Origin of the sequence: Klebsiella sp. GB_Kp047 (genome assembly GCF_040065235.1) — a bacterium.
In the GTDB taxonomy this organism is placed as follows: Bacteria; Pseudomonadota; Gammaproteobacteria; order Enterobacterales; family Enterobacteriaceae; genus Klebsiella; species Klebsiella quasipneumoniae.
On sequence record NZ_JBEAJG010000013.1, the window covers coordinates 1 to 24,199 of the forward strand.

Here is a 24,199-nt window from a genome sequence, read left to right on the forward strand (position 1 = left end):
TCCCCTGCTCTACCGACTGAGCTATCCGGGCAACGGGGCGCATTAAACCGTAATCCGCCCACCCCGTCAACCAAATTTCTTAAATTACTTGTCGATTGCTTATCTTTGCGGCAATTCCGCGTTCAAAGGCGCATTTTGACTCAATATCACTGCATGCCGTTATCACCTTGACGGCTTTTCCAGCCGCTGGTGACGGAGATAACGTGACGCAACCCGGAAATCAGGTAATCACCAATCACCTCTTCATCTTCCCGCGGCGAGCTCAGCGTGATTTCCGCATCCACGCCGTGACGATAGGCGCCATGATGGCTGAAAATGGTGCCGATATAACATTTTCCGTTCAGCCACACCGGAATATAGGCCACCGTCTCATAGATATAGTTGACGGCAACGCCGCTGTAGTAGTTGTCCGCCTCGTCGGCGGAGGTGCCGGGCGGAATGGGGCAGATCGGTGCATCGTTGTCGCTGGCGGGCTTATCTTTCAGCAGGTTGCCCTGCATAACCTCCAGCGAGCGCAGCAGATCCGCTTTATCGCCGTCGCTCAGGCTGGGGGTCAGCGGTTGGTCTTTCTCCGGGGAGCGGATGCTGTTCAGCGTATAGCGATAGCGAACCGTCACCGCGGGCGTCTGGCTGGCGGTGCTGAACGGGCGCAGCAGGTAGAGATTATCTTCGCCAAACTGGCCGTTGTACCACAGGGCATACACCTGGCCGTTGATTTTGACCCAGTGGTTCCACTGGTTAGCCCCGCGGCCATTAATGGAAAAGAGGGCGCCGGGCACCCCGGCATCGAAATCGTCGCCATTATCACTGTCGCTACCGTCGACGGCGGCAAAGTCATTATCGCCGCGCCGGAGCACCCCGGTGTAGCTGAAGAGCCCGGTGCCGCCCACGTAGCTGTCGATGATCAGATCGCGTTTGCCGTCGCCGTCGAGGTCGATAAGCGTAAAGCTGACTTTGCCGTTTTCTGAATCTGCGCTAATTGCGGAGCGCAGAAACGCCTGCCACTCGTCATCGCTGATATCCGGGGACGGTTTGCTGGTCGTCACCAGGCTGTCATCGGCGTAAGTGAGGGTGAAGTCGGTAATATGGCCGGTTAACGGAAACTGCTCGGCGACCCGGTTCAGCGCCAGTTCGGGATCGCTTTTTTGCGCCTTCAGCACCGCGTTATACAGCGTTCGCAGGGCCAGGTTATCCGCCTCTTTCTGCTGCTTCGGGATCACCTGGCTGACAAAGGTCGGCAGCATCCAGGTACCGCCCGGGGTGATTTCCCGGCACATACCGGTGCTGTACTTCAGGCTGGGAACGAAGGTCTTACCCTCCCAGACCCGCGTCTCGCCGGTTACGCAGTCGGCCATGCCCCGCTCTTTATGCAGGAAGACCAGCGTGCCGTTGGCGTAGCTGGAGGCCTCGGTAGTGAGCAGCCGCGGTTTGCTCAACTGGGCGTTATCGACCAGCCACAGGGCATAGCCATCGTTATAGGGCGCTCGCCAGCAGAGCGCCTGCGCCAGCGAATGGGTTTTATCCAGCGCGGTGAGGGTAATCTGGCGCTCTGCCGCCGGAATGGCCGGGTTCTGCCAGTCTTCACAGCGCTGATTCAGCAGCGGCGTCAGGGAGGGCAACAGCTTCTGGCGCTGGAGCATGCTTAGCGGTACAGGCTGCGCGTTGTGGATCACCGGTGCGGCGATGATTTCCGGGGCGGGGGCGGCGGGCAAAATGGCGTCGTCGCCCGCATCGCCTTTATCCAGCAGCGCATCGGCGGTGCCGGTTCGTCGCTGAAACGCATCCATTTTACGCAGCACTTCGCGGCTGCCAGCGCTGGAAAGCAGCATGTGCTGGCCGTTAAGGGCGAATTCGATTTTACGCTGGTTCGCCAGGGCCTGCAGCACGGCGGATGTCTGATCGCTGTCCAGACGGAAGTGGCTGTCATCCACGGCATCCAGCGAGCCGAGGTCCCGGTCGTCGATCAGCAGGCTGGCGGTGGAGTCGGCGGGGATATCGTGTTCGATCTGCGCGAAGGTGACCGTGGCGGTGGGATGCTGTTCGCTGCCCGCGTTGCGGGTCAACAGCACGCTAACCTCGCCCATGCGGTCGCCGTAACCCGCCGCCCGGCAGGTGCCGGTGTTATCGCAGGCGAGCTCCCAGTCTTTTTGCGCAAAGGAAAAACCTTGCAGGGGAGCCGCCAGCAGGGGCGTAGAACACAGCCCCAGCCAGACAGCCCAGAAGAACGCGCGCATATCAATCCCTGTCAGCAATCAGTGAGGGGGAAATTATAGGCGCGACATGGCGGTTAGGATATCAGAATCAGGTTAATGCCCCGCCCATACGGCACTGGGCGAAGCGCAGAATATCTTCTGCCAGCCGCCGCGCCGTATCGACATCCGTCTGGCTACGTTTGATCAGCAGACGGCTCAGACAGCCCTCGACAATCAGCTCCATCTGCTTGGCGACCATTTCCGGATCATCCACCTCCAGCTGGGTCAGCAGCTCATGGGTGTAGGCCAGCGAAGCCTGCTTCTGCTGTTCCGCCAGCTGGTGAATCGGGTGCTGGGCATCCGGATAGAAGGTGCAGGCGGCGATAAACAAACAGCCGGGGTAACGCTGATTGCTGACGCAGGTGGTGAGTGCGCTATAGCGTGCTAGCAGCTTTTGCTCTGCGCTTAAGGTGTCGTCCAGCAGCAGCTGACGGCGCCAGGCATCCACCTGTTGGCTCAGATAGCGAAGCGCGTCATACAGCAGCGCTTCACGATCGGGCCAGAAGCGTTTCAGGTCGCTCGTCGGACAGGACACGCGCTCAGCGACCATCTCCAGCGACGTGTTGGCGATACCTTCAATTTCAAGAATTTTAATGGCTTCTGCCAGGACGTCTTCACGCAGCACGGTGTTCTCCTCCATCTTTCCTCCTAAAGTGTCGCTCACGCTTGCCAATCGCGCAAATGGGCGCTGAATGCCGCAGCATCCATAAAGCCGGTGACTCGCCGGTCGGGCTGTTCCTGACCCTGCGCGTTGAAGAACAGGATCGTCGGCAGACCGAGCACCTGCAGGCGCTTCAGCAGCGCGGCGTCTTGCGGACTGTTCTTCGTCACATCAACCTGTAATAACACGACGCCTTTCAGCGCCTGCTGCACGTCAGGTGAGCTAAAGGTGTATTTTTCAAACTCTTTGCAGGCCACGCACCAGTCGGCGTAGAGATCGAGCATCACCGGCTGACCTTTTGCCTGCGCCAGCGTCCGGTCAAGCTCGGCCACCGAGCTGACGCGGGTGAAGGCCAGGTGCGCCTGCTGCTCGAGCGCCGGGGCGCCAAACGCCCAGTCCTGCAGGGGACGGGCGCTGACCAGCGCGGCGGCAAGAAGAATGATTTGCACCAGCCGCATCCACGGCCGGGTGGCGCCCAGCGAGGTGATAAACGCCCAGCTGAAGAAGGCGATACCGAGCATTGACCACAGACGTAATCCCCACTGGTCGCCGAGTATGCGCTCCAGCAGGAAAACGGGCAGAGCCAGGATCACGAACCCGAAGGCGGTCTTCACATGGCCCATCCATGGCCCGCTCTTCGGCAGCAGACGGTTGCCAAACACGGTGACGAGGATCAACGGCAGGCCCATGCCCAGCGCGTAGAGGTACAACGTGCCGCCGCCCAGCCACAGATTACCGCTCTGGGCGATATATAACAGGATGGCGCTCAGCGGCGCGGTGGTGCAGGGGGAGCAGATCAGCCCGGCAATAGCGCCCATCGCAAAGACTCCGCCGGGCGATCCGCCCTGGCGTTTATTGCTGAGCAGCGCCAGCCGCGTTTGCAGCGAGGAGGGCAGCTGCAGCGTAAACAGGCCGAACATGGAGAGGGCCAACAGTATAAACACCGCCGACAGACCCACCAGCACATACGGGTGCTGCAGGGCCGCCTGGAACTGCAGCCCGGCGGCGGCCACCACCAGCCCCAGCGCGGTGTAGGTTAAGGCCATCCCCTGGACATAAATAAAGGCCAGCAGCAGGGCGCGCGCGGTGGAAAGCCGCTGTTTACCGCCCAGCACGATGCCGGAAATCAGCGGGTACATCGGCAGCACGCAGGGGGTGAAGGCGATACCAATGCCTATCAGCAGCGCCCACAGGGCGGTAAAAGGCAGGCGGGCGGGGGCGTCAGCTGGCGGCGCAGAGGCAGGCGCAGGTGAAGTGGCGATCTCCGGGGACGGACGCGGCTCAACCGGCAGCGGCGGGTTGAACACCGGACGACTGCTCGTCGGCGGCGCAGGGTCAATGGTGGACGCCTGGCCATCTGCCGAAGCCGCCAGCACGGCGCTCAGCGGGATCACTTTGGTCTCCGGCGGATAACAGAATCCGGCATCGGCGCAGCCCTGCCAGGTGACGGTGAGAGTGGCGTCTTTGTCCGCCTGCTTCACCGTGACCGGAACGGTCAGGCGCTGGCGAAAGATCTCGCTTTTGCCGTAAAACTCATCCTCGTGCCACTCGCCCGCCGGCAGTGCCGGTTCGTCGAGAGTCGCCCCGGCGGCGCGGAAGGTAAACTGTTGACGATAAAGATAATAACCATCCTTGATTTGCCAGCTCAGGTTGAGGTCATGCTGTTGCTGCTGAAAGTCAAAGGCGAAGGCCTGGTCAGCAGGCACGAAGTTCGAGCGCCCCGGTGCGTCGAATAACCCGGCGGTGGCTGACGCGCTGCACAGCAGCAGGATCAGCGTAATGATGCGGTAAGCCATGAGAGGTAATCGTTGTCTCCATACGTGACGGGCAGAACCAGCAGTTCAGGGGTTTGATACGGGTGGTGAGACTTCAGGCAGTCCAGCAGCGCCTGCTGATGGGCAAGATCGGTTTTGAGCAGCATCTGAACTTCATACTCCTGCTCCAGCTTCCCTTCCCAGTAATAGAGCGAGGTGGCCCCCGGCAGGAGCGTGGCGCAGGCGGCCAGCTTTTCCGCCAGCGCTTTCGCCGCCAGATCCTGGGCGGTTGCTTCATCCGGCGCGGTACAGAGCACAACAACAGCATCAGGCGTAGTCATCATGAACCTCGTATCAGCGAAAAGAGGCACTATAGCATGCAAGATGCGGGGATATTAGCGTCACGAGCGGGGAATGGGAGGGAAACGGGCAGCGGGCCCGTGCGGGGCCCGCTGCCGACGGCATTTACAGCATAATCCCGCCGAAGATGAAACCCAGGATCACGCACAGGGTGATAGCGATAACGCCGGGGATCAGGAAGGCGTGGTTAAAGACATATTTACCAATGCGGGTTGAGCCGGTGTCGTCCATCTCCACCGCCGCCAGCAGGGTCGGGTAGGTGGGCAGGACGAACAGCGCCGAGACCGCGGCAAAGGAGGCAATCGCCGTCAGCGGGCTGACGCCCAGCAGCAGCGCGGCGGGCATCAGCGCTTTGGTGGTGGCCGCCTGCGAGTAGAGCAGCGTGGCGGCGAAGAACAGCACCACCGCCAGCAGCCACGGGTAGTTTTGCAGCAAGTCGCCGGCCACGGCCTGGATGTCGCTGATATGCGCTTTAACGAAGGTATCCCCCAGCCAGGCGACGCCGAGCACGCAGACGCAAGCGCTCATCCCGGACTTAAAGGTACTGGCATTGAGCACTTCGCCGGTGTCGATTTTGCAGGTGATGCTGATCAGGGTGGCGATGGTCAGCATAAACACCACGATCGCCTCGTTACGCGGTAGTACAGGGTTTTTGATCAGGCCGACGGTATCGCTGATGGCCGTAGCGTAGAACATCACCGCCACGATGCCGATCAGAAACAGCAGAACGGAACGTTTGGCGTGCGGCTTCAGTTCAAATACCTGGCTGCCGCGTAGACTGACTTCACCCTTGGCCAGCCGCTCCTGGTAAACAGGATCGTCTTTCAGCTCGCAGCCGAGGAAGTTGCAGACGATAGCGGTGAGCATTACCGCCAGCAGGGTGACCGGAATACAGATGGCCAACAGCATCAGGTAGCTAACGCCCAGCGGCTCCAGGATCCCGGCAAAGAACACCACCGCGGCGGAGATAGGCGAAGCGGTGATCGCTATCTGGGAGGCCACCACCGCAATCGACAGCGGACGGGACGGACGGATGCCTTGCTCTTTGGCCACTTCGGTGATCACCGGCAGCGTGGAGAAGGCGGTATGGCCAGTGCCGGCGAGCACGGTCATAAACCAGGTCACCAGCGGGGCAAGGAAGGTAATATATTTCGGGTGGCGACGCAGCATCCGTTCGGCGAGGCTGACGAGGTAATCCATCCCGCCTGCGACCTGCATGGCGGCGATAGCGGCAATCACCGCCATAATGATTTCAATAACGTCGAAGGGGATCGCACCCGGTTTAATTTGAAAAATAAGCGTCAGGACAAGGACGCCAAGGCCACCGGCAAAGCCGATACCGATGCCGCCGAGCCGGGCGCCGAGATAAATCGCCAGCAGGACAATAACCAGTTCTGCACCAAACATATATGCCTTCCTTGTTTTTTAACAAGTTGATATTGGATTGTTGTATTTTAGTAAAACTAAAAAGCAAAAAGGCATGTCATCGCTGACATGCCTTTGAATGACTATCCGGAAAGATTACTGTTCGCTTTCATCGGTATAACGCTTCGCTTTATAAGCAGGATGCATCAGGTTTTGCGCGGAGAAAATGTCATCCAGCTCCGCCGCCGTCAGCAGCCCACGCTCCAGCACCACTTCCCGCACGCTCTTCCCGGTTTCGGCGCAGATCTTGCCGACGATATCGCCATTGTGGTGGCCGATAAACGGGTTGAGGTAAGTAACGATACCGATGGAGTTATAGACGTAACCTTCGCACACCGCTTTGTTGGCGGTAATGCCGTTGACGCATTTCTCCAGCAGGTTGTAGCAGGCGTTGGTCAGAATATGGATAGATTCGAACATCGCCTGGCCGATCACTGGCTCCATTACGTTCAGCTGCAGCTGCCCGGCTTCGGAGGCCATGGTTACTGTGGTGTCGTTGCCGATCACTTTAAAGCAGACCTGGTTGACCACCTCCGGCACCACAGGGTTAACCTTCGCCGGCATAATAGAAGAACCAGCCTGCAGCTCAGGCAGGTTGATTTCGTTGAGGCCCGCGCGCGGTCCGGAAGAGAGCAGGCGCAGGTCGTTACAGATCTTGGACAGTTTCACCGCCAGGCGTTTCAGCGAGCTGTGGACCATGACGTACGCCCCGCAGTCCGAGGTGGCTTCAATCAAGTCTTCCGCCGGAACGACCGGGAGGTTGCTCACTTCCGCCAGCTTCTGTACCGCCAGCTGTTGATAACCGTCCGGGGTGTTGAGGCGGGTGCCGATGGCGGTTGCGCCAAGGTTCACCTCCAGCAGCAGCTCCGCGGTGCGCAGAATGCTTTTGGTCTCTTCATTGAGCAGCACATTGAAGGCATGGAACTCCTGGCCGAGGGTCATCGGCACCGCGTCCTGCAGCTGAGTGCGGCCCATCTTGAGGATGTCCTGGAATTCTACGGCTTTCGCCTGGAAACCTTCGCCCAGTTGCTTAATCGCATCGATTAGTTTGAGGATGGAGGCATACACCGCGATGCGGAACCCGGTCGGGTAGGCATCGTTGGTGGACTGACATTTGTTAACGTGATCGTTTGGGTTCAGATACTGGTATTCACCTTTCTGGTGACCCATCAGCTCGAGGCCGATGTTCGCCAGGACTTCGTTGGTGTTCATGTTTACGGAAGTGCCGGCCCCGCCCTGGAAGACATCGACCGGGAACTGGTCCATGCATTTGCCGTTATTCAGGACTTCGTCACAGGCGGCGATAATCGCATTTGCCGCGCTTTTGGGAATGGTCTGCAGCTCCTTGTTTGCCAGCGCCGCGGCTTTCTTCACCATTACCATGCCGCGCACGAATTCTGGTATGTCGCTGATTTTGCTGTTGCTAATGTAGAAGTTTTCAATCGCTCGCAGAGTATGAACGCCGTAGTAAGCGTCCGCGGGAACTTCCCTGGTGCCCAACAGATCTTCTTCGATACGAATGTTGTTTAACATGTGAACCTTCTTTTCAAGCTGCCAATGAATTCACCAAATACACAGAATATCCAGTATTCAGTATATTTTCTGGCCGACGATTATTTCCTTAACCGGCCCGGTGCCCAAGATCATATGCTGATGATAGCGAATATCAGTAAGCTTGATCACTTATTACATCGCGGGTGTGAGAAGATTTATTAATCTGTGAAATGGGTCACCGCTTTCCTATTCCTGGAAAAAATAAGCATTTCCGCTGATTGAAAAGCCGCTCAGCATCCCCATCTTAGTGGGATGCAATCAGCAAATTGATAACTACGGGGGCCGAACTCGGTGCCTGTCGATGAAGGAGACGCCGGTGCGTTGGATTCCGTTTATTGCCTTTTTTCTTTACGTGTACATTGAGATATCGATCTTTATCCAGGTCGCGCACGTGCTGGGCGTCTTTATGACGCTGATCCTGGTGATCTTTAGCTCGGTGGTGGGGATGTCGCTGGTGCGTAACCAGGGCTTCAAAAACTTCCTGCTGATGCAGCAGAAGATGGCCGCGGGCGAGAGCCCGGCGGCGGAGATGATCAAAAGCGTCTCGCTCATTATCGCTGGCCTGCTGCTGTTGATCCCGGGGTTCTTTACCGATTTCCTCGGCCTGCTGCTGCTTTTGCCCCCGGTGCAGAAGCACCTGACGATGAAGCTGATGCCGCATTTGCGCTTCAGCCGGATGCCGGGCGGCGGCTTCAGCGCCGGGACTGGCGGTGGAGAGACCTTCGAAGGGGAATTCCAGCGCAAGGAAGAACAGCGCGACCGTCTGGACCATAAGGACGATCGCCGCGATTAACTTTTATCGGCCCGGTCAGCAGACGCGACCGGGCCGCTTTCTTATTGCGCCTATACGCTGCCTGTCGCCAGCTTGCGTCTCGGTAAAAACAACCACAGCGCCGCCAGCATCACCAGCGCGTACAAACTCTTCCAGCCGACCATCGCCAGCAGCAGCAGACAGAGAATGCTGCCCACCGCCGCCAGCAGCCGATAGCGCCCGCGCAGCAAACGACAGCCCGCCAGCATGCACAGCAGATAGATCATGATGAAAATGCCGTTGGCATAGACGATCAGCGCGTCCAGATTGATATCGAGAAAATAGATACACAGGGTGCTGACCACGCAGGAGCCCAGCACGGCGTTGAGGGCGTTGCGCGGGATCTGCCGCGGCGACAGCCTCGCGAGGTAGCTCTGCGGCTTATGCTGCGCCTGCGACCAGACCAGGCGGGCGAAGCTCTGAATATAGATGTTAAGGCTGGCGAAACAGGCGAGATAGCCGATGACGCAGGCCACCCACAGCGCTTCGACGCCGAACAGGCGGACCACGATATTCGGTAAAGACGCGGCCGCCGCCATCTCCTCGCCAAACGCGTGGAAGTGCAACACCAGCACGGTACAGGCCCAGTAGACCGAGCCGGCAAGCAGCAGGCCTATCATCAGCGCGCGGGGAAAATCGCGCTCGGGATGTTTAAACTCCGAGGCGAGATGGGCAAAGGCTTCCAGCCCGACAAAGCACCAGAACATCACCGACAGCGCGGAGAAGAGCTGGCTGCGGTCGATCGCCGCCGGGGCGGGGAAGGGGATTTGCGCCGGGCTTATTCCGCCGCGCCACCAGACGGCGACGATCAGCGCGACAATCAGCACGGCAACCAGGGTCTGCAGGTTGGCGCTGGAGCTGGCGCCGCGTGAACCGACCCACCAGACGATGGCCAGGGTACCTAGCTCCGCCAGCAACAGCTGCGCATCATGCCAGCCGAACAGCGCCTGGCCGAAGCCAGTGGCGATGTGCAGCGCGGCGGGGAGCCCGACCGGGATAACCGATAAAAATAACCAGCCGGTGACGCTAGCCAGACGTGGGCCAAAGGCCATATCGACAAAGTGGGCCACGCCGCCCGCGCTGGGGAAATGGCGGCCCAGCAGGGCGAAGACGATGGCAATCGGAAAAACAAGGAGGATGAGCAACGGCCATGCCCACAGGCTGTTATCGCCAGCGACCAGCGCCGCAAGCGCCGGGACGGCGAAAACGCCAGTGCCCAGCAGTGAGGTGGAAAGCAACCCGACTCCCTGTCCCAGCCCTAACTCCTGTTTTAAACCACTCATGATTCCATCCTGCGCCAGTAAAAAGAAAGAGAGTATCACAATCGCTTTTCCTTATGACCGGTTGCCCGGTGACGCCGCTTTTTGCGTGCCAGCGCAAAGGTAAAAATTTTTTTTTAATTTTGCCCTTGAAGCCGGAAATGGCCATCCCCATCTCTCTCTGCACTAGCCGGTAAACCGCGTTCGGCCCGGCGTCACCCATAACTGATAATGACTTTCTCGAAGGAGAGCTATCAATGAGTATTCGTCCGTTACATGATCGTGTGATCGTCAAACGTAAAGAAGTTGAAACCAAATCTGCGGGCGGCATCGTTCTGACCGGTTCTGCAGCAGCTAAGTCAACGCGTGGCGAAATCATCGCTGTCGGTAAAGGCCGCATCCTGGAAAACGGGACCGTGCAGCCGCTGGACGTTAAAGTTGGTGACATCGTGATTTTCAACGATGGCTACGGCGTGAAGACTGAAAAGATTGACAACGAAGAAGTGCTGATCATGTCCGAAAGCGACATCCTGGCAATTGTTGAAGCTTAATTCGCACGACCCTGAACGAATTTGAGGAATATAAGAAATGGCAGCAAAAGACGTAAAATTCGGTAACGACGCTCGTGTAAAAATGCTGCGCGGCGTAAACGTACTGGCAGATGCAGTTAAAGTGACCCTGGGCCCGAAAGGCCGTAACGTGGTTCTGGACAAATCCTTCGGCGCGCCGACCATCACCAAAGATGGCGTTTCCGTTGCTCGTGAAATCGAACTGGAAGACAAGTTTGAAAACATGGGCGCGCAGATGGTGAAAGAAGTTGCCTCTAAAGCGAACGACGCGGCAGGCGACGGTACCACCACCGCAACCGTGCTGGCGCAGGCCATTGTGAACGAAGGCCTGAAAGCGGTTGCTGCAGGCATGAACCCGATGGATCTGAAACGCGGTATCGATAAAGCGGTACTGGCTGCAGTAGAAGAGCTGAAAGCGCTGTCTGTTCCGTGCTCTGACTCCAAAGCTATCGCTCAGGTAGGTACCATCTCCGCTAACTCTGACGAAACCGTAGGTAAACTGATCGCGGAAGCGATGGACAAAGTCGGTAAAGAAGGCGTGATCACCGTTGAAGACGGTACTGGCCTGGAAGACGAACTGGACGTGGTTGAAGGTATGCAGTTCGACCGTGGCTACCTGTCCCCGTACTTCATCAACAAGCCGGACACCGGCGCCGTTGAGCTGGAAAGCCCGTTCATCCTGCTGGCTGACAAAAAAATCTCCAACATCCGCGAAATGCTGCCGGTTCTGGAAGCTGTAGCGAAAGCGGGCAAACCGCTGGTTATCATCGCTGAAGACGTTGAAGGCGAAGCGCTGGCGACCCTGGTGGTTAACACCATGCGCGGCATCGTTAAAGTGGCTGCGGTGAAAGCGCCGGGCTTCGGCGACCGTCGTAAAGCCATGCTGCAGGATATCGCTACTCTGACCGGAGGTACCGTTATCTCTGAAGAGATCGGTATGGAGCTGGAAAAAGCAACTCTGGAAGACCTGGGCCAGGCGAAACGCGTGGTTATCAATAAAGACACCACCACCATCATCGATGGCGTTGGCGAAGAGTCCGCAATCCAGGGCCGTGTTGCTCAGATCCGTAAGCAGATCGAAGAAGCAACCTCCGACTATGACCGTGAAAAACTGCAGGAACGTGTCGCTAAACTGGCTGGCGGCGTGGCAGTAATCAAAGTCGGTGCAGCTACCGAAGTTGAAATGAAAGAGAAAAAAGCACGCGTCGACGACGCCCTGCACGCAACCCGTGCTGCGGTTGAAGAAGGCGTGGTGGCTGGCGGCGGCGTAGCGCTGGTTCGCGTTGCTGCGAAACTCGCTGGCCTGACCGGTCAGAACGAAGATCAGAACGTCGGTATCAAAGTTGCGCTGCGCGCAATGGAAGCGCCGCTGCGTCAGATCGTGTCCAACGCCGGTGAAGAGCCGTCTGTTGTCGCGAACAACGTGAAAGCAGGCGACGGTAACTACGGTTACAACGCGGCAACTGAAGAATACGGCAACATGATCGACTTCGGTATCCTGGACCCAACCAAAGTAACCCGTTCTGCACTGCAGTACGCGGCTTCCGTGGCTGGCCTGATGATCACCACCGAGTGCATGGTGACCGACCTGCCGAAAGGCGACGCGCCTGATTTAGGTGCTGCTGGCGGCATGGGCGGCATGGGCGGTATGGGCGGCATGATGTAATCGTGCGCTATACAGCATAAAAAAGCAGAAACCCCTGGCCAGCAATGGCTGGGGGTTTTTCTTTTGGTGCGCTTTTTAGTATAAGGCTTATACATAAAATCATTTAAGCTGTATCAGAGCGGCAAGCACCTTCGTATCGGAAGCGACTGACAAGCGCGACCGGGTAAGGAATGAAAGCGGCTCATGCCGACGCAGTTTGAAGGATGACAGGTTTACATCCGGGCCAGTGCGTCCAGCTCATCGATCATGGGGAATAACATGCAGGTAAAATATTTAGCAGGGATTGCCGGCGCAGCCTTACTGTTAGCAGGTTGCAGTTCCAGCAATGAATTAACCTCTGCCGGCCAGAATGTGCGTTTTGTACAGGAGAAGCCGGGCGCAGAGTGTCAGCTGTTAGGGACCGCGACGGGTAAACAGAGTAACTGGCTCTCCGGCCAGAATGGCGATGAGGGTGGCTCCATGCGCGGTGCGGCTAACGCCCTGCGTAACCAGGCGGCAGCCATGGGCGGCAACGTGATTTATGGCGTCAGCAGCCCGACGCAAAATCTGTTGTCGAGCTTTGTGCCCACCGACAGCGAGATGAACGGCCAGGTATATAAGTGCCCGAACTGATGCGCGATGCCTCTCTCTGCGAGCGTAGAGAGAGGCGTGACCGGTAGAAGAGGGTCAGGCGTTAAGCTCCGCTTTCTTCTCCAGATAGAAGGCATGCAGGGGACGCAGACACTCTTCCAGGCTGAGCATTCTTCCTGGCTGGGAAGGAATAATGGTACTGAAGATTTGGCATGGCGCCAGCGCCGTGTGCATCGCCTTAAGCTTGGGGCTTTTCTCAATAAGGCGTACTACCACGCTGTTTTCCATTTCAGATAAATGTGGCGCACTGGTTTTTACCACCGCTCCGGAGACAATTTTCTTGCCTTCGTCCGTCTCGCAGCAATAGAGCACGCCCAGATAATGGGAAAACAGGTTTAGCTTCCATTCTTCCTGGGGATACTGCTGGTAATCAATATTCGGCTGAGTAGTTAAGTCGACGCTGTAGCACATTAAAAAATCCATATTTGAACTTAAATACTGGATAAGTTCCTGATCGCCGACTGTTTTTAATGCCTGTTGAATACCGATTATCAGGGCTTCAACCTGTCGGTCATCAATAGTTAACGTCTTAATTTGCTCATCCTGAAATACCAGGATCAGCGTTGACTGCGTTTCGCCAGGTTTAAGCGTAATAGACATTATACGCCGCTCAGGAGAAGGCTGTTGTATTTCAGCCATTTCTACCGTGGGGATATGGGTTACGAGTGTTTCGTTATAAGCGATAATCTCATCTTTGTAAGCCTCGCCTTTATTTTCAAGTCGCTGAAAAATTAAGGCCATTCTACTTTGCAATATCAGAAGCAGGTCGGATAATACGGGTGCCTGAAGATAGAAAATCTCACAGGTATTATTCGCTTTCTTGACCTTAAGTAACAGCGCCAGGAAACGCTCTTCAAAAGTAATTCCTGCAGTATTAAAACCAATAAACGTTCCTTGCATAATCTTCTCCTTTATTAAGCGGTAGCCATCGACTTCGATTGTGAGAGGTCAATAACGCGATCGGCTGATGCAATGGTTGATGGCCGGTGCGCGACAATAATTCGGGTGATACTTAACGCTGAAATCGACTGATTGATGACCGACTCATTTCTGAGATCCAGGTGACTAGTTGCCTCATCCATAAACAGAATACTCGGTTTACGGTACAAAGCACGAGCGATCAGGATACGCTGCTTTTGACCGCCGGAAATGCCCAGCCCCAGTTCGCCGACAATGGTTTCGTATCCCATCGCCATCTTCATGATTTCATCATGGATGTTGCAATGTTTGGCACATTCCATTACGAATTCCAAATCGGGGTTATCATCAAAACCACTGATATTATCGATAAGTGAACCTGAAAAGAGACGATCCTCCTGAAGTACGCAGGCGATACCGAGACGATAGTTATTTAAACCAATTTTTTGAATCTCCAGATTATCCGCCAGTATTTCGCCGGAGTCAGGTGAAAGCAAACCGCACATGACTTTCAACAGGTGGTTTTGCCAACGCCAGATGGGCCAATTAGCGCGACAGACTCGCCTGGGGCAACCGTTATATTCAGATTGGTAAAAATGGGTTGTGAAAAAGGATCGTATTGATAACTCAGGTTCCTGACTTCAAGTTTCACGCCGGTGTTTGCTGTAAACACACGTCGGGATGGAAGTTCTTTTTCCGGTTCGCTAAAGGCGATTTCAGATAGACGTTCATTATGAAGCGAGAGCATACGAAGCTGCATCACCAAATCAATGAGATTCGATGCACGTTGAGAAAACTGGCCTCGATAAGCATTAAATGCCATAAACATACCGAGCGTCATCTCATTATCAATTACCATAATGGCACCCAACCACAGTACCACCACCTGATCGATAGAGGTGATAAAGGTATTAATCCCACCAAACATCATATCAAAGCGAGTTTGCTTAATACCTGCGTTACTGGCATCAACGTTAAGATTCAGCCAATGCTGCGAGCGACGTTCTTTTAAATTTAATGCTTTGATCGTGGAAATGCCATAAAGTGATTCCATAAAGTGAGAGTTAGCACGCGCCCCTTTAACGACCTGCTCTTCCGTTACGCGCCGATAAAAACTATAGGTAGCGAAGCGCATAATCGCATAGCAGACGGTAAAGCCAATGACGACCCAGACTAACCAGCCGCCATATAATGTCAGCATGACTAACAAACCGATCGTCATTATCGAATCGATGATGCCAGTGACGATACTGTTGGTAAAAATTGAACGAATGGTATCCAGAGACGAGAAACGAGACTGGATATCACCTAAGTGTCTTTTCTCGAAAAAAGATAATGGCAAACTTGCCAAATGATCGAATAGCGTTGTTTTCCATTGAATGTTTGTCAACGTATTCAACGTCAACGACGTCCATGCTCGGAGCATGCTAATAAACGTGCGGAATAGCGTAAAAAATATTAAACCAATACAAATAACAGAGAGTAAACTTTCATCGTGCGCCATAATGACATGGTCAGTTACTAACTGTGTACCAATAGGCAACAGGAGGCCAATCGCTTCTACCACAACAGAGAAAGCAAAGATCTTAATCAGCGCCGATTTTAAACCAACAATTTTATGCATTAAATCCAGGAGTCGTAAACGGGATTTCGCCTCCTCTTGTTGGAAGTTATGATCAGGCCAGAGTTCAAGCGCAACGCCGGTAAAATTATTTGACATCTCACTGATGCCAATGATTCGTTTACCCAGCGCGGGATCGTGAATCACAAATCCGTTTTTCTTTACTTTTGTAAGGACTACATAGTGGTTCATTCCCCAGTGGATGATGCAGGGAAGCTTAAGCTGTTTTATTTCATCGAGGTCGAGCGCTAGCGCACGGTTTTTTAAACCAGCCTGCTCGGCTGTTTTGCTTAGAGACAGCAGTGAGGAGCCCTGTGAGGGGCTACCGAATCGTTGACGAAAATTAAATAAATCGATATTTAACCCATAATAACCACAGACCATCGCCAGACAGGCAACTCCACATTCCGATGATTCTGACTGTAGAATAACAGGCGTTTTGTTAACCAGAGAAAAATTTAGTTTTGCAACAATGGTTTTGAACAATTCGTTAGTCATGGATTGGCCCAGTAATGCTTTGAGTTATCTTATACACAGGGGTAAACATCCACATATAAAGTGGGCGCTCTTCGAGAAATACAACGGCTTGAGCCTTCAGTCCATTCGAAAGCGAAAGCGTTTTACCATTGTAATTAAAGGTTTTGTTTTCAATTTTGACAATGGTTTTATAGAGTGCCAGTTCCTGCTGGTTCGTTCCATTATTAACATTAGTGTATTCAGACAGTTCCTGTCGGGATGTCGGGACCGAAGATATTGAAAGTATTTTCCCCGGGAATTGCCCAAATTTATCGGATGGGAAAGCATCATAGCGGATGTTAATGACATCACCCGGTTTGACGTAAGGTATGCTATTATTAGGTAACCATAAAATAAGATAATATTCTATATCACCAGTGGGTTTGATTTGCGCTAAACTGCTGCCTTTGTCGACCATTTGTCCTTTTGTTACAGCCAGCGATTCAATGCGTCCTTCTGTGGTTGCTTTAATAATGACATTACCATTGGCATTTGATTCAACCAACTGGTTTTTGTAATCATTAATCTGGTTTTCCTGAGATGATATTTGGTTGTCAAAATCTGCCGTTTTTGTGATTTTATCGCTATTTAACTGGGTTACCTGGGATTCCAGTTGCATTTTCTGACTGACCAAAGACTGATAGGTACTCTGTTGTTGAAAGTATAATGAATGCTGATAGTTATACTGATCTTTGGTGATAAGGCCATCACGAAGATATTTATCGTAACTGGAAAGATTATCATGCATTTTCTTTAAACCAGTCTGCGCATTAACCAGCATGCGGTTAGTTTCTTTTAACGAATCATTGATGGTTTTTAGCTGTTTATCTAAAGATAAGCGAGTTTCTTCTTTATTATGAGAAAGTTTGGTGATGATATCTTCAGCGTTCGCAATCTTTTCATTAATGACTTCTATTTGCGCCGTACTGACGTTGCCTGTTGTTGTATTTCGGGAGATGTCAATTTCATATAAAGACTGTCCTTTGGCGACAAGGTCACCGACTTTTGCATATTGGGAAATAACAAAACCTTGCTGTGGCGCATAAACATTGACAGAATGAGGTAAAGTAATAACTTCCCCACGAACATCAATGCGTTGGGTAAAGGTACAAAATATTGTGGTGGTTATTAGAATGGCTAAAAAGGCAAAAGAAAGTAATGCAATAAGCCATGCTGGAAGCCCTGCTAGCAGCAAAGCCTTTCCTTTCCAGTGATGCTTTTTGTATTCGATCGCTTCCTTGCGATAGATTTTTCTTAACATAATTATCACTTACATAATGAAATGAAAAGGCCCGATATTTCAGGCCCTATTTACTTAGTAAAGAATGTCAACAAAACGTTGAGCAAACAGCTGAGGCGTAAATTAATTGCTCCAGAAGTTTAATGTGCCATCATAAACGGCATCCATTACACCTGTTGCATAATGCAGCGTCATATCCCAGCCAACGATACCCGCAGCAATACCAAAGCAGACGCCACCGAGAATAACCCCGGCAATCATTCCTACACCCTGGCCAATCGAGCCGATACCAAAGATACCGCCGCTTACGCCGCCCCAACGTCCAGCGTAACCTGTACCAAAAATCGCCCCCAGAGAGGCGCCCAGAGCGATGGCGCCTACTTCTTTAGCAGCCCAGGTCATAATATCGGTAAGAGTATCAGTCAGCGCGCCGCCAGAAATCTCTTCCATTTCAAATACAGTTAATTGATGCATGATTAGTCCTTTAACTAAAATTAAAATTATATGTTCATTCCAGACCGGAAGTTGGTCCGCAGAGAAGATAGTCGTTGCTGTAGTATGAATCAACTCAACTTAATGTGAATTGTTGATGAAATTTCAGATTCATTCTGAATCTAATCTAATCTAATTATTTTATAGATTCACAAAGCAATATTAATTTTAGCAAGTTAAATTAAGCTATTATTATGGACGTGACTCAAATTGTAGTGCATTACTTTCATCCGTATATATCATAATGCTTTTGATTATGTATGGAAAAATAAAAAAGGTGGATATCATTATCCACCTTTTATGAGATTATGGTTCTCTTTATTCTTCCTGAACTACTACCTCAAGTATCGCTTTTACATGCCCGGCCGAGACTTCAGCGCTGTTGTCGCTCATTCGGTAATAATCGGCGGTAAAGTTAATTTTTTGCGATGCTTGAGCGCTGGCAATACTGTAGGTCTCTGCGTCATAAAATATAACGGGACTATTGTCTTTTTTGAAGATAATGCCAACGTTGCTTGCTGCTCCGCCTCCTGTTAGCAGATTATCGATGATGCCATTCCCCGCAGGACTGGTGCCACTAACTGGGTTAAACCAATAGTAAAGTTTATTACCAATTGAACCCGCTGGGCATGAAACGTCCATTGTGATAGTTTTCTGTGATGGGGTTGTGCCACCCCGAGGGATTGACATTAATGTATTTTTTTCAATTGTATTTAAGGTGATTTGGCTCGGTCCAGACACAGAAATATCACAGGAGGTCGCCTTATAAGAAATACTCTTGAATTTCAGAGACGCAGTCATTAACAGACGATCTGACGCCCTGGGGTTGGTGCTTAAGTTACCCGCTGAGAATTTAAATACCGGATTGGTACTGACGCCGGATGTATCAATGACAGGTTTTGTTTTTATTAACCATACTGTCATAAATCTGTAGTCATCATTCGACTTTAAAATTGGCACAATCGTAGATTGTGCCACTGCGGGTTTAATTGAACCATGCTTGCTGTCCAGAATATCTGAAAACTGAAAACCAATACCATCAATCCCCGTTTCATAGACCGGTTTTCCCATTATACCCGTGACACCAGAGACCTCGGGTGCGGATGAGGTAATGATATACTGATCACCCATTATCTTGCTGCATTCAAAGGTTTTATAGTGTCCGGTACCAACTTTTTTGGTATACAAAACTGTACCAACGGGTATTGTTGGATCCGTTGCGATTTTAGGACTTAAGTTAAATACTGCTTGCCCATCGGAACCATCATAATCGCATTTGGCAGCTGCTTCACAACAACATAATAATATAGATAGAAAAATCAGTGTTTTTCTCATTCTTTATTGTCCTTGGTCAATATTAGCGACAAATTGTTTCGATTTGACTGATGCCAGCCGCTTTGCCTTCCCTGGCCGGTAAAGTAAAGGAAGCATTGCACTGCTGCGCCGCGCTTTTGCCCCATTGCACGTTAAGTATTCCGGTTTGCTGCAGGCCGGACATATAGACCATCCCGGCGTCGCTGACGATGCCTGGCTGTGCCTGGCTGCTCCCGGCGAGTAACACCATCGCACCATAAGGTACGTCCTGGCCGCTGGCCGTTTTCAGATGGACAAATGCGCGCTGGCCGATATTACCGGCATAATTGGCCCGCACGATGGCGCCGCGTGTCGGAACGACGCTCTGCGTGGTTTCCGGAAGCTCCATATCTTCGCCAAGCGAAGTACTATCGAGGGTGATATCGGTGCGACGATAAGGCGTGACATAAGGTACGATGGCGTAACCACGATAGTCGGTGGTGATGGTGTTATCGTTGGCCAGCTTGACGTTATCCAAACCTGGGGCCTTAACCAGTACGGCGGCATCGGTGATGTCCTGACCAAGCGTGACCCCATCGGCATGAGCGACAATGCTGCCGTTGGCGCCATAGTCTATACGCTCGCTACCGCGATCGTAGCTGTAACCGGCATTGACGCTGCCGCGAGCACCGTTATAGGTTGCGCGCATATCGCCGCTGTAGTATTCCCGGTTGCTGTATCCTTGCTGCAGGCTCCACTCCAGGCTGTCGTTATCCAGCGCGTTACCACCGATGGAGACCGACTGATCGGTAGACCCCGGATTACTGTTGGTTAACTGATAACTGGTATAGGTGCCCGGTAGCCAGTTGCTCAGCGGCAGCGTGACGGTCAGCGAGATACGCTGATCGTCCTGGGCGTCTTTCCCGGAGTTATTCCCGCTCCAGGTATAGCGGTTATAGCTGTACCCGAGGTAATAGTTTACATTGCGGAAGCCACCGTTGTACCCCACGCTGATCGACTTGTTGGTGCGCTTATCGTCCCAGTAATCTTCAATCAATCCACTGATAGACAGACTGCCGAGGCCTTTACCCAGGCTTTGATTCAGCGTCAGATTGGTGCGGTTGCGCAGCGAGCGAGGAGTATACTTGCCATCATTAGAATAGCTATCTAACACTTCAGAGAGGGTATTAAATCCGCGGGTGGAATAGCGGTAGCCAGCGATAGTCACGTTTGTACCGGTTTCGATAATATTTTTCCCGTAACGGACACGCCATGACTGCCCAGAGGTCTTTTCGTCGTCTTTCATTTTTGACCAGGCCTGGGTGACGTCTGCCGAGGCGGCGCCAAGCTCGCCGAGGTTATAGCCGAGGCCTGTTGACAGGGCCTGATAGCGCGATGCGGCCTGCACCCCGCCATAAAGCGTCAGGCTGCTTGAGACACCGTAGGTCGCGGTAGCTTGCGTAAAGGGCGTTTCATCGACCCCGCCGTCGTAAGGACGATATTTACCAGACGTAATTTCATATTCCAGCTGATCTTCACGGACCATCACCGGCAGCGTAGCGAACGGTACGACGAACTCCTGCTTAGAACCGTCGGACTCTTCCACGGTGACGTAAAGGTCGCCGCTACCGCCGCTCGGGTACATATCGGTGATTTCAAACGCGCCAGGCGCCACGTAGGTCTGGTATACCTGGTAGCCGTTTTGTTTAATGAAGACACGGGCGTTGGTTTTGGCGATACCACGGATAATCGGCGCATAGCCGCGCATACTTTCGGGCAACATTGATGTATCGGTGGCCAGTTGAATACCGGTAAACGGTACACTGTCAAAGATGCCTGAGAGTGACGAGCTCTCACCCATCACCAGGTTACTGTTGATGGGACGAATGCTGCGCTGCATGTAGAGATAGGCTGAGTCCCAATCACCCGCATCGCCGTTGTTTTTATTCCAGGTGCTGAGGTTACGGATACGCCATGGGCCAACGTTGAGGCCAGACTGCAGGTTCAGGCTGTAGTATTCGTCATTGGCCTGCATGTCGTTTGAGCCGCTGAACTGATAGTTCACCAGCAGGGCGTTGATGCCGTCATCAAACTGATCCGGTGGAATATATCCCTGCGCGGTGGTAGATAGTGCCGCCTGCGGAATGGATATATTCAAGCGCTGGACGGTAAAGTCAAAATCCGCTTTGGTATCCGGGATGACTGAAAGATTGGCGCAGCCGTTTTTATCCTCGACCAGTTCGGGAAAGGCTTTAACCCGTACGCCATACTCTGCCAATGTTTTCAGGCTCAAACAGGGCACCAGGGCGGGCTCTCGATTATTCCCAGTGGCACGGCTATTCGCAACAAACTTCATTGTCCTGGTATCCAGATAGCGACCATTAAACATGATATCTACCCGATAATCCCCTGGCGCCTGTGCGTTCTGCGTCTGGAAAATAGATAAGTCGGGAGTGGTTGATGGATCGCTACCATTCAATGAGCTAATGAATGAGGGATCGAAAAAGTCACGTGCTTGCGCTTTATTATTCAAACCAGAAAGCAATGCCGGAAGCATTGCGAGGAAGACCGTGGATAGTTTGAATAATCCATTATTCTTATTTGGCATAGACACATCCCTATAATGATAAAATAAAATTCTTATTACAGCGATGAGGAATAGAGCGATCCTGCTCCGCCATAATCATTAACTACTTTCCAGTTGACGCTGGAGGCATTGATATTTTCTTTTAATGTCACTTCTTTGGTCGTCATTGGAGCGACCGAGTTGACTTCCGGCTTCACTTCTTTGCTACCAATCTGAACACTATGGAAATAGAAGAAAAACGGTGTTGGATTTTTAATCGTCAGTTTTGTGCCTGATTTCCGCCATTCGAGTTTTTTGGCTTCAATGTTTGGAGAAAGGTCGAAAAGTGCTTTTGGACGATAGACCAGACGCATGCGGTGGCGGACCGCCAGTTGAATAGTATTGGCGTTGGCTTTCTCATCGTCCGCCGGCGGGATGGCCATCACGTTAAAATAGTATATGGATTCCCGGTCGTTCGGGGCATTGACGTTTCCGGTAGAAAATAGACGCACGGTATTCTGCTGCTTACCCTCAAGGCGGAATAACGGAGGTGTAGCCATAAAAGAGGGCGTTTTCCCTGCCGGCGCTTCAACCCAGGATTTAATCAGATAAGGGATGTCATCTTTATTTTCGATTTGCGCGGTGATTTCACGCGCACCTTCTTTATAGAGGTAGCGGGTGGACTCAATCACAATACCAGCATGGGCAATACTACTGAGGAGTAATGCACAGGATGCGGTGATATTTAATAAGTTCCTGAACATGGTTTTTCTCTGAATGCGAAAAAGGGCCCGCCGTGAAGCGGAGCCCTTCGGGGAAAAATTAGAGGGTATAATCGATAGTAAAGGTCGCAACACCTTTAACCGGACCTTCGGTAACCGGAGTCGCGGAGTTCACTTTCACATAACCAGTGGTGTACTTCAGCTGAGTGCCGCCAGCTGCAGTGTAGCTTTCGGTCATGAGGTCAGAACCGTCGAAACCTACGCGGTGTGCATCACGTACGCGCTGGATACCGATACCAATGCCGGTAGCGCCGCCAGGTGCGGTGTTGTCCAGGATGTTAGCGTTGCTGGAGGCACCGGTCACATTGACGGTTACAGCAGTAACCGGAGTGGCGCTACCCTGTGCGCAGTCTTTCACGTCAAAACCGAAGTCCTGAGTTTTAAACAGAGCACCAGCCGCTTCAGCATTCGCTTCGGTAGTGGTCACGGTCATCAGCTGAACGATACCGTTGTTCAGGGTACCCGTCGGAGTCACGACGCAAGAGTTAGCTGCATCAGAGACTTCACCCAGTACAGTTACCTGAGCGGTGTTGGTTGCCATTACCTGAGCACTCAGAACTGCAGAAGCAGCGACCATTACAGCTACGATTGTCTTTTTCATTTAATTAATCCATATATAGATACTTAGTCCTGTGTAGAATCGATAACAGTTATCATGGGAATGGAATATGCATTCCTATTGATATTGAAAATAAGCGCCAGCATTCCTTATATAGTGCTGAAACCTACCCTCCTGTGAACGACGCTACAATATCACTTGCCATAGCGAACCATGGAGAAGCGGGGGTAATTTAAAAGTCTGGTGCAAAAAATGCTTGTGAATTCTTGATGAAGCACACGTGAATTTAATAATGACCTTTTCTAATGAGATATTGAGTTAGGTTGAGATAAATTTAATCTGAAAATGTGGCTTTTAAACAAGATAACTATCGCTTGTCATTTTTTATGCGGTATCCTCAAAGCTGAAGTTCAATGTGAACTGACCCCGCTTCTGTCTGAAGCGATAATGTTCACGCCATGGTTTGGCTGGGATTATTTATTTTTGTTATGGATAATAGGGTTGCGTGGGGCAAGGATATGGATGATATTGCATTATTTAATGGCTGTATAATTAATCAGGAAATTATATTTAATGCCAATATGAATGAGCTGCGACCGCTTGCCGGGAATGGGGAGAGCATCAGCCTCAATGCGCCTACCGCCAGATGCTTGCTGCTGCTATTGCAGAATTGCGGCAAAGTGATTTCTCGGGATGAATTTCTGGCGGCTGTATGGGAAACACGGGGTGTGGTAGTTTCGCAAAATACATTTTATCAAAATATCTCTTTGTTGAGAAAATCGCTGCTCAAAGCCGGACTATCTGAGGATATCATTATCACCGTCAGACAAAAAGGCTTTAGCGTCGCCCCGGATACTTTAGTTATCCCGCTCTCGGATGAAGAGTGCGAGAATATGAATCGGGAAAGATTAACGCATTTTCACAGTAGTAAAACTGCTGATGTCATTTTCAATGATACGGGGAAAATTGACCATAAATTAAGTCTTCCACTACCAGTGAATTTAGCAATCCAGGAGAATGATAGGCGGGAAAATAGCGTGAAGGTGGCAGAGAAACTATCGGAACGATTACATATAACCTTTAAAGTTCCCACCTGGTTAATCGCGCTGATTGTCGTGATGATAGTTATCAATGTTATCGTACTGATCGTGTTACATCGATAATACGCAGCCGCTGGGGTTTATATCGAGAAGGTAACGGTAAAGTGGATTGCCGAGTATGTTAGTCCCAACCTGGCTGTGTATTCATATTAAGATGTCTGCCAGCACGAC

The 24,199-nt window shown here is 52.2% G+C and carries 19 protein-coding genes and 1 pseudogene; 5 read left to right on the plus strand and 15 right to left on the minus strand.

The window, feature by feature from the left end:
- Positions 1 to 146 precede the first annotated feature (146 nt).
- From ABLV76_RS07555 to aspA, 6 genes are all read right to left on the minus strand, one after another.
- The gene (locus ABLV76_RS07555; protein ID WP_043519264.1) at positions 147 to 2,234 is read right to left on the minus strand and encodes a DUF1176 domain-containing protein; all 2,088 of its coding nucleotides are present in this window, start codon (positions 2,232 to 2,234) and stop codon (positions 147 to 149) included.
- Positions 2,235 to 2,301: 67 nt separating this feature from the next.
- Entirely contained in the window at positions 2,302 to 2,892 is a 591-nt protein-coding gene (locus tag ABLV76_RS07560; RefSeq protein WP_004206402.1) for a transcriptional regulator, read from the minus strand.
- 20 nt (positions 2,893 to 2,912) lie between these two features.
- On the minus strand, positions 2,913 to 4,709 hold the full coding sequence (locus ABLV76_RS07565; protein ID WP_043519265.1) for a protein-disulfide reductase DsbD: 1,797 nt from the start codon (positions 4,707 to 4,709) through the stop codon (positions 2,913 to 2,915).
- Complete coding sequence (cutA, locus tag ABLV76_RS07570) at positions 4,685 to 5,008, minus strand: divalent cation tolerance protein CutA (protein ID WP_004206404.1); 324 nt, start codon at positions 5,006 to 5,008, stop codon at positions 4,685 to 4,687. The genes ABLV76_RS07565 and cutA overlap by 25 nt, the downstream gene beginning before the upstream one ends.
- Before the next feature lie 124 nt (positions 5,009 to 5,132).
- Positions 5,133 to 6,434: an anaerobic C4-dicarboxylate transporter gene (locus ABLV76_RS07575; protein WP_017900073.1), complete on the minus strand. Its 1,302-nt coding sequence runs from the start codon at positions 6,432 to 6,434 to the stop codon at positions 5,133 to 5,135.
- A gap of 114 nt (positions 6,435 to 6,548) precedes the next feature.
- Entirely contained in the window at positions 6,549 to 7,985 is a 1,437-nt protein-coding gene (gene aspA / locus ABLV76_RS07580; protein ID WP_002885424.1) for an aspartate ammonia-lyase, read from the minus strand.
- Positions 7,986 to 8,322: 337 nt separating this feature from the next.
- On the opposite strand from aspA, the gene ABLV76_RS07585 reads away from it, so the two are divergent.
- Positions 8,323 to 8,799 (plus strand): FxsA family protein, encoded by a 477-nt coding sequence (locus tag ABLV76_RS07585; RefSeq protein WP_348878264.1) that lies wholly within the window; start codon positions 8,323 to 8,325, stop codon positions 8,797 to 8,799.
- Between the two features lie 50 nt (positions 8,800 to 8,849).
- Here ABLV76_RS07585 and yjeH read toward each other — a convergent pair whose 3' ends face one another.
- The gene (gene yjeH / locus ABLV76_RS07590; RefSeq protein WP_348878265.1) at positions 8,850 to 10,100 is read right to left on the minus strand and encodes an L-methionine/branched-chain amino acid transporter; all 1,251 of its coding nucleotides are present in this window, start codon (positions 10,098 to 10,100) and stop codon (positions 8,850 to 8,852) included.
- A gap of 233 nt (positions 10,101 to 10,333) precedes the next feature.
- Between yjeH and ABLV76_RS07595 the strand changes: the two genes are divergently transcribed.
- The 3 genes from ABLV76_RS07595 to ABLV76_RS07605 all read left to right on the plus strand — a co-directional run bounded on the left by ABLV76_RS07595 (position 10,334) and on the right by ABLV76_RS07605 (position 12,923).
- Positions 10,334 to 10,627 (plus strand): co-chaperone GroES, encoded by a 294-nt coding sequence (locus tag ABLV76_RS07595; protein ID WP_004152420.1) that lies wholly within the window; start codon positions 10,334 to 10,336, stop codon positions 10,625 to 10,627.
- Positions 10,628 to 10,664: 37 nt separating this feature from the next.
- Positions 10,665 to 12,311 carry a chaperonin GroEL gene (gene groL, locus ABLV76_RS07600; protein WP_002885441.1) on the plus strand — a complete coding sequence of 549 codons (1,647 nt, stop codon included), beginning with the start codon at positions 10,665 to 10,667 and terminating at the stop codon, positions 12,309 to 12,311.
- A 258-nt stretch (positions 12,312 to 12,569) separates the two neighbouring features.
- Complete coding sequence (locus ABLV76_RS07605; RefSeq protein ID WP_004206410.1) at positions 12,570 to 12,923, plus strand: DUF4156 domain-containing protein; 354 nt, start codon at positions 12,570 to 12,572, stop codon at positions 12,921 to 12,923.
- 54 nt (positions 12,924 to 12,977) lie between these two features.
- Here the strand turns inward: ABLV76_RS07605 and yjeJ are convergent, their stop codons facing one another.
- From yjeJ to ABLV76_RS07645, 8 genes and pseudogenes are all read right to left on the minus strand, one after another.
- On the minus strand, positions 12,978 to 13,841 hold the full coding sequence (yjeJ, locus tag ABLV76_RS07610) for a YjeJ family protein (RefSeq protein ID WP_348878266.1): 864 nt from the start codon (positions 13,839 to 13,841) through the stop codon (positions 12,978 to 12,980).
- Between the two features lie 14 nt (positions 13,842 to 13,855).
- Positions 13,856 to 15,978: pseudogene (locus ABLV76_RS07615) on the minus strand (peptidase domain-containing ABC transporter).
- The gene (locus ABLV76_RS07620) at positions 15,971 to 17,257 is read right to left on the minus strand and encodes an HlyD family secretion protein (protein ID WP_023291696.1); all 1,287 of its coding nucleotides are present in this window, start codon (positions 17,255 to 17,257) and stop codon (positions 15,971 to 15,973) included. Before ABLV76_RS07620 ends, ABLV76_RS07615 begins: the two are co-directional and overlap by 8 nt.
- Positions 17,258 to 17,359: 102 nt before the next feature.
- Complete coding sequence (locus ABLV76_RS07625; RefSeq protein ID WP_043519271.1) at positions 17,360 to 17,710, minus strand: hypothetical protein; 351 nt, start codon at positions 17,708 to 17,710, stop codon at positions 17,360 to 17,362.
- Between the two features lie 336 nt (positions 17,711 to 18,046).
- On the minus strand, positions 18,047 to 19,063 hold the full coding sequence (locus ABLV76_RS07630; RefSeq protein WP_043519272.1) for a fimbrial protein: 1,017 nt from the start codon (positions 19,061 to 19,063) through the stop codon (positions 18,047 to 18,049).
- A gap of 22 nt (positions 19,064 to 19,085) precedes the next feature.
- A complete protein-coding gene (locus tag ABLV76_RS07635) occupies positions 19,086 to 21,629 on the minus strand; it encodes a fimbria/pilus outer membrane usher protein (protein ID WP_049092209.1) in 2,544 nt (847 codons plus the stop codon).
- A 35-nt stretch (positions 21,630 to 21,664) separates the two neighbouring features.
- Entirely contained in the window at positions 21,665 to 22,351 is a 687-nt protein-coding gene (locus ABLV76_RS07640; RefSeq protein ID WP_004206417.1) for a molecular chaperone, read from the minus strand.
- Positions 22,352 to 22,409: 58 nt separating this feature from the next.
- A complete protein-coding gene (locus tag ABLV76_RS07645) occupies positions 22,410 to 22,970 on the minus strand; it encodes a fimbrial protein (RefSeq protein WP_004206418.1) in 561 nt (186 codons plus the stop codon).
- 476 nt (positions 22,971 to 23,446) lie between these two features.
- On the opposite strand from ABLV76_RS07645, the gene ABLV76_RS07650 reads away from it, so the two are divergent.
- Positions 23,447 to 24,091, plus strand: a complete 645-nt coding sequence (locus tag ABLV76_RS07650) for a winged helix-turn-helix domain-containing protein (protein ID WP_043519376.1) — start codon at positions 23,447 to 23,449, stop codon at positions 24,089 to 24,091.
- Positions 24,092 to 24,199: the final 108 nt, after the last annotated feature.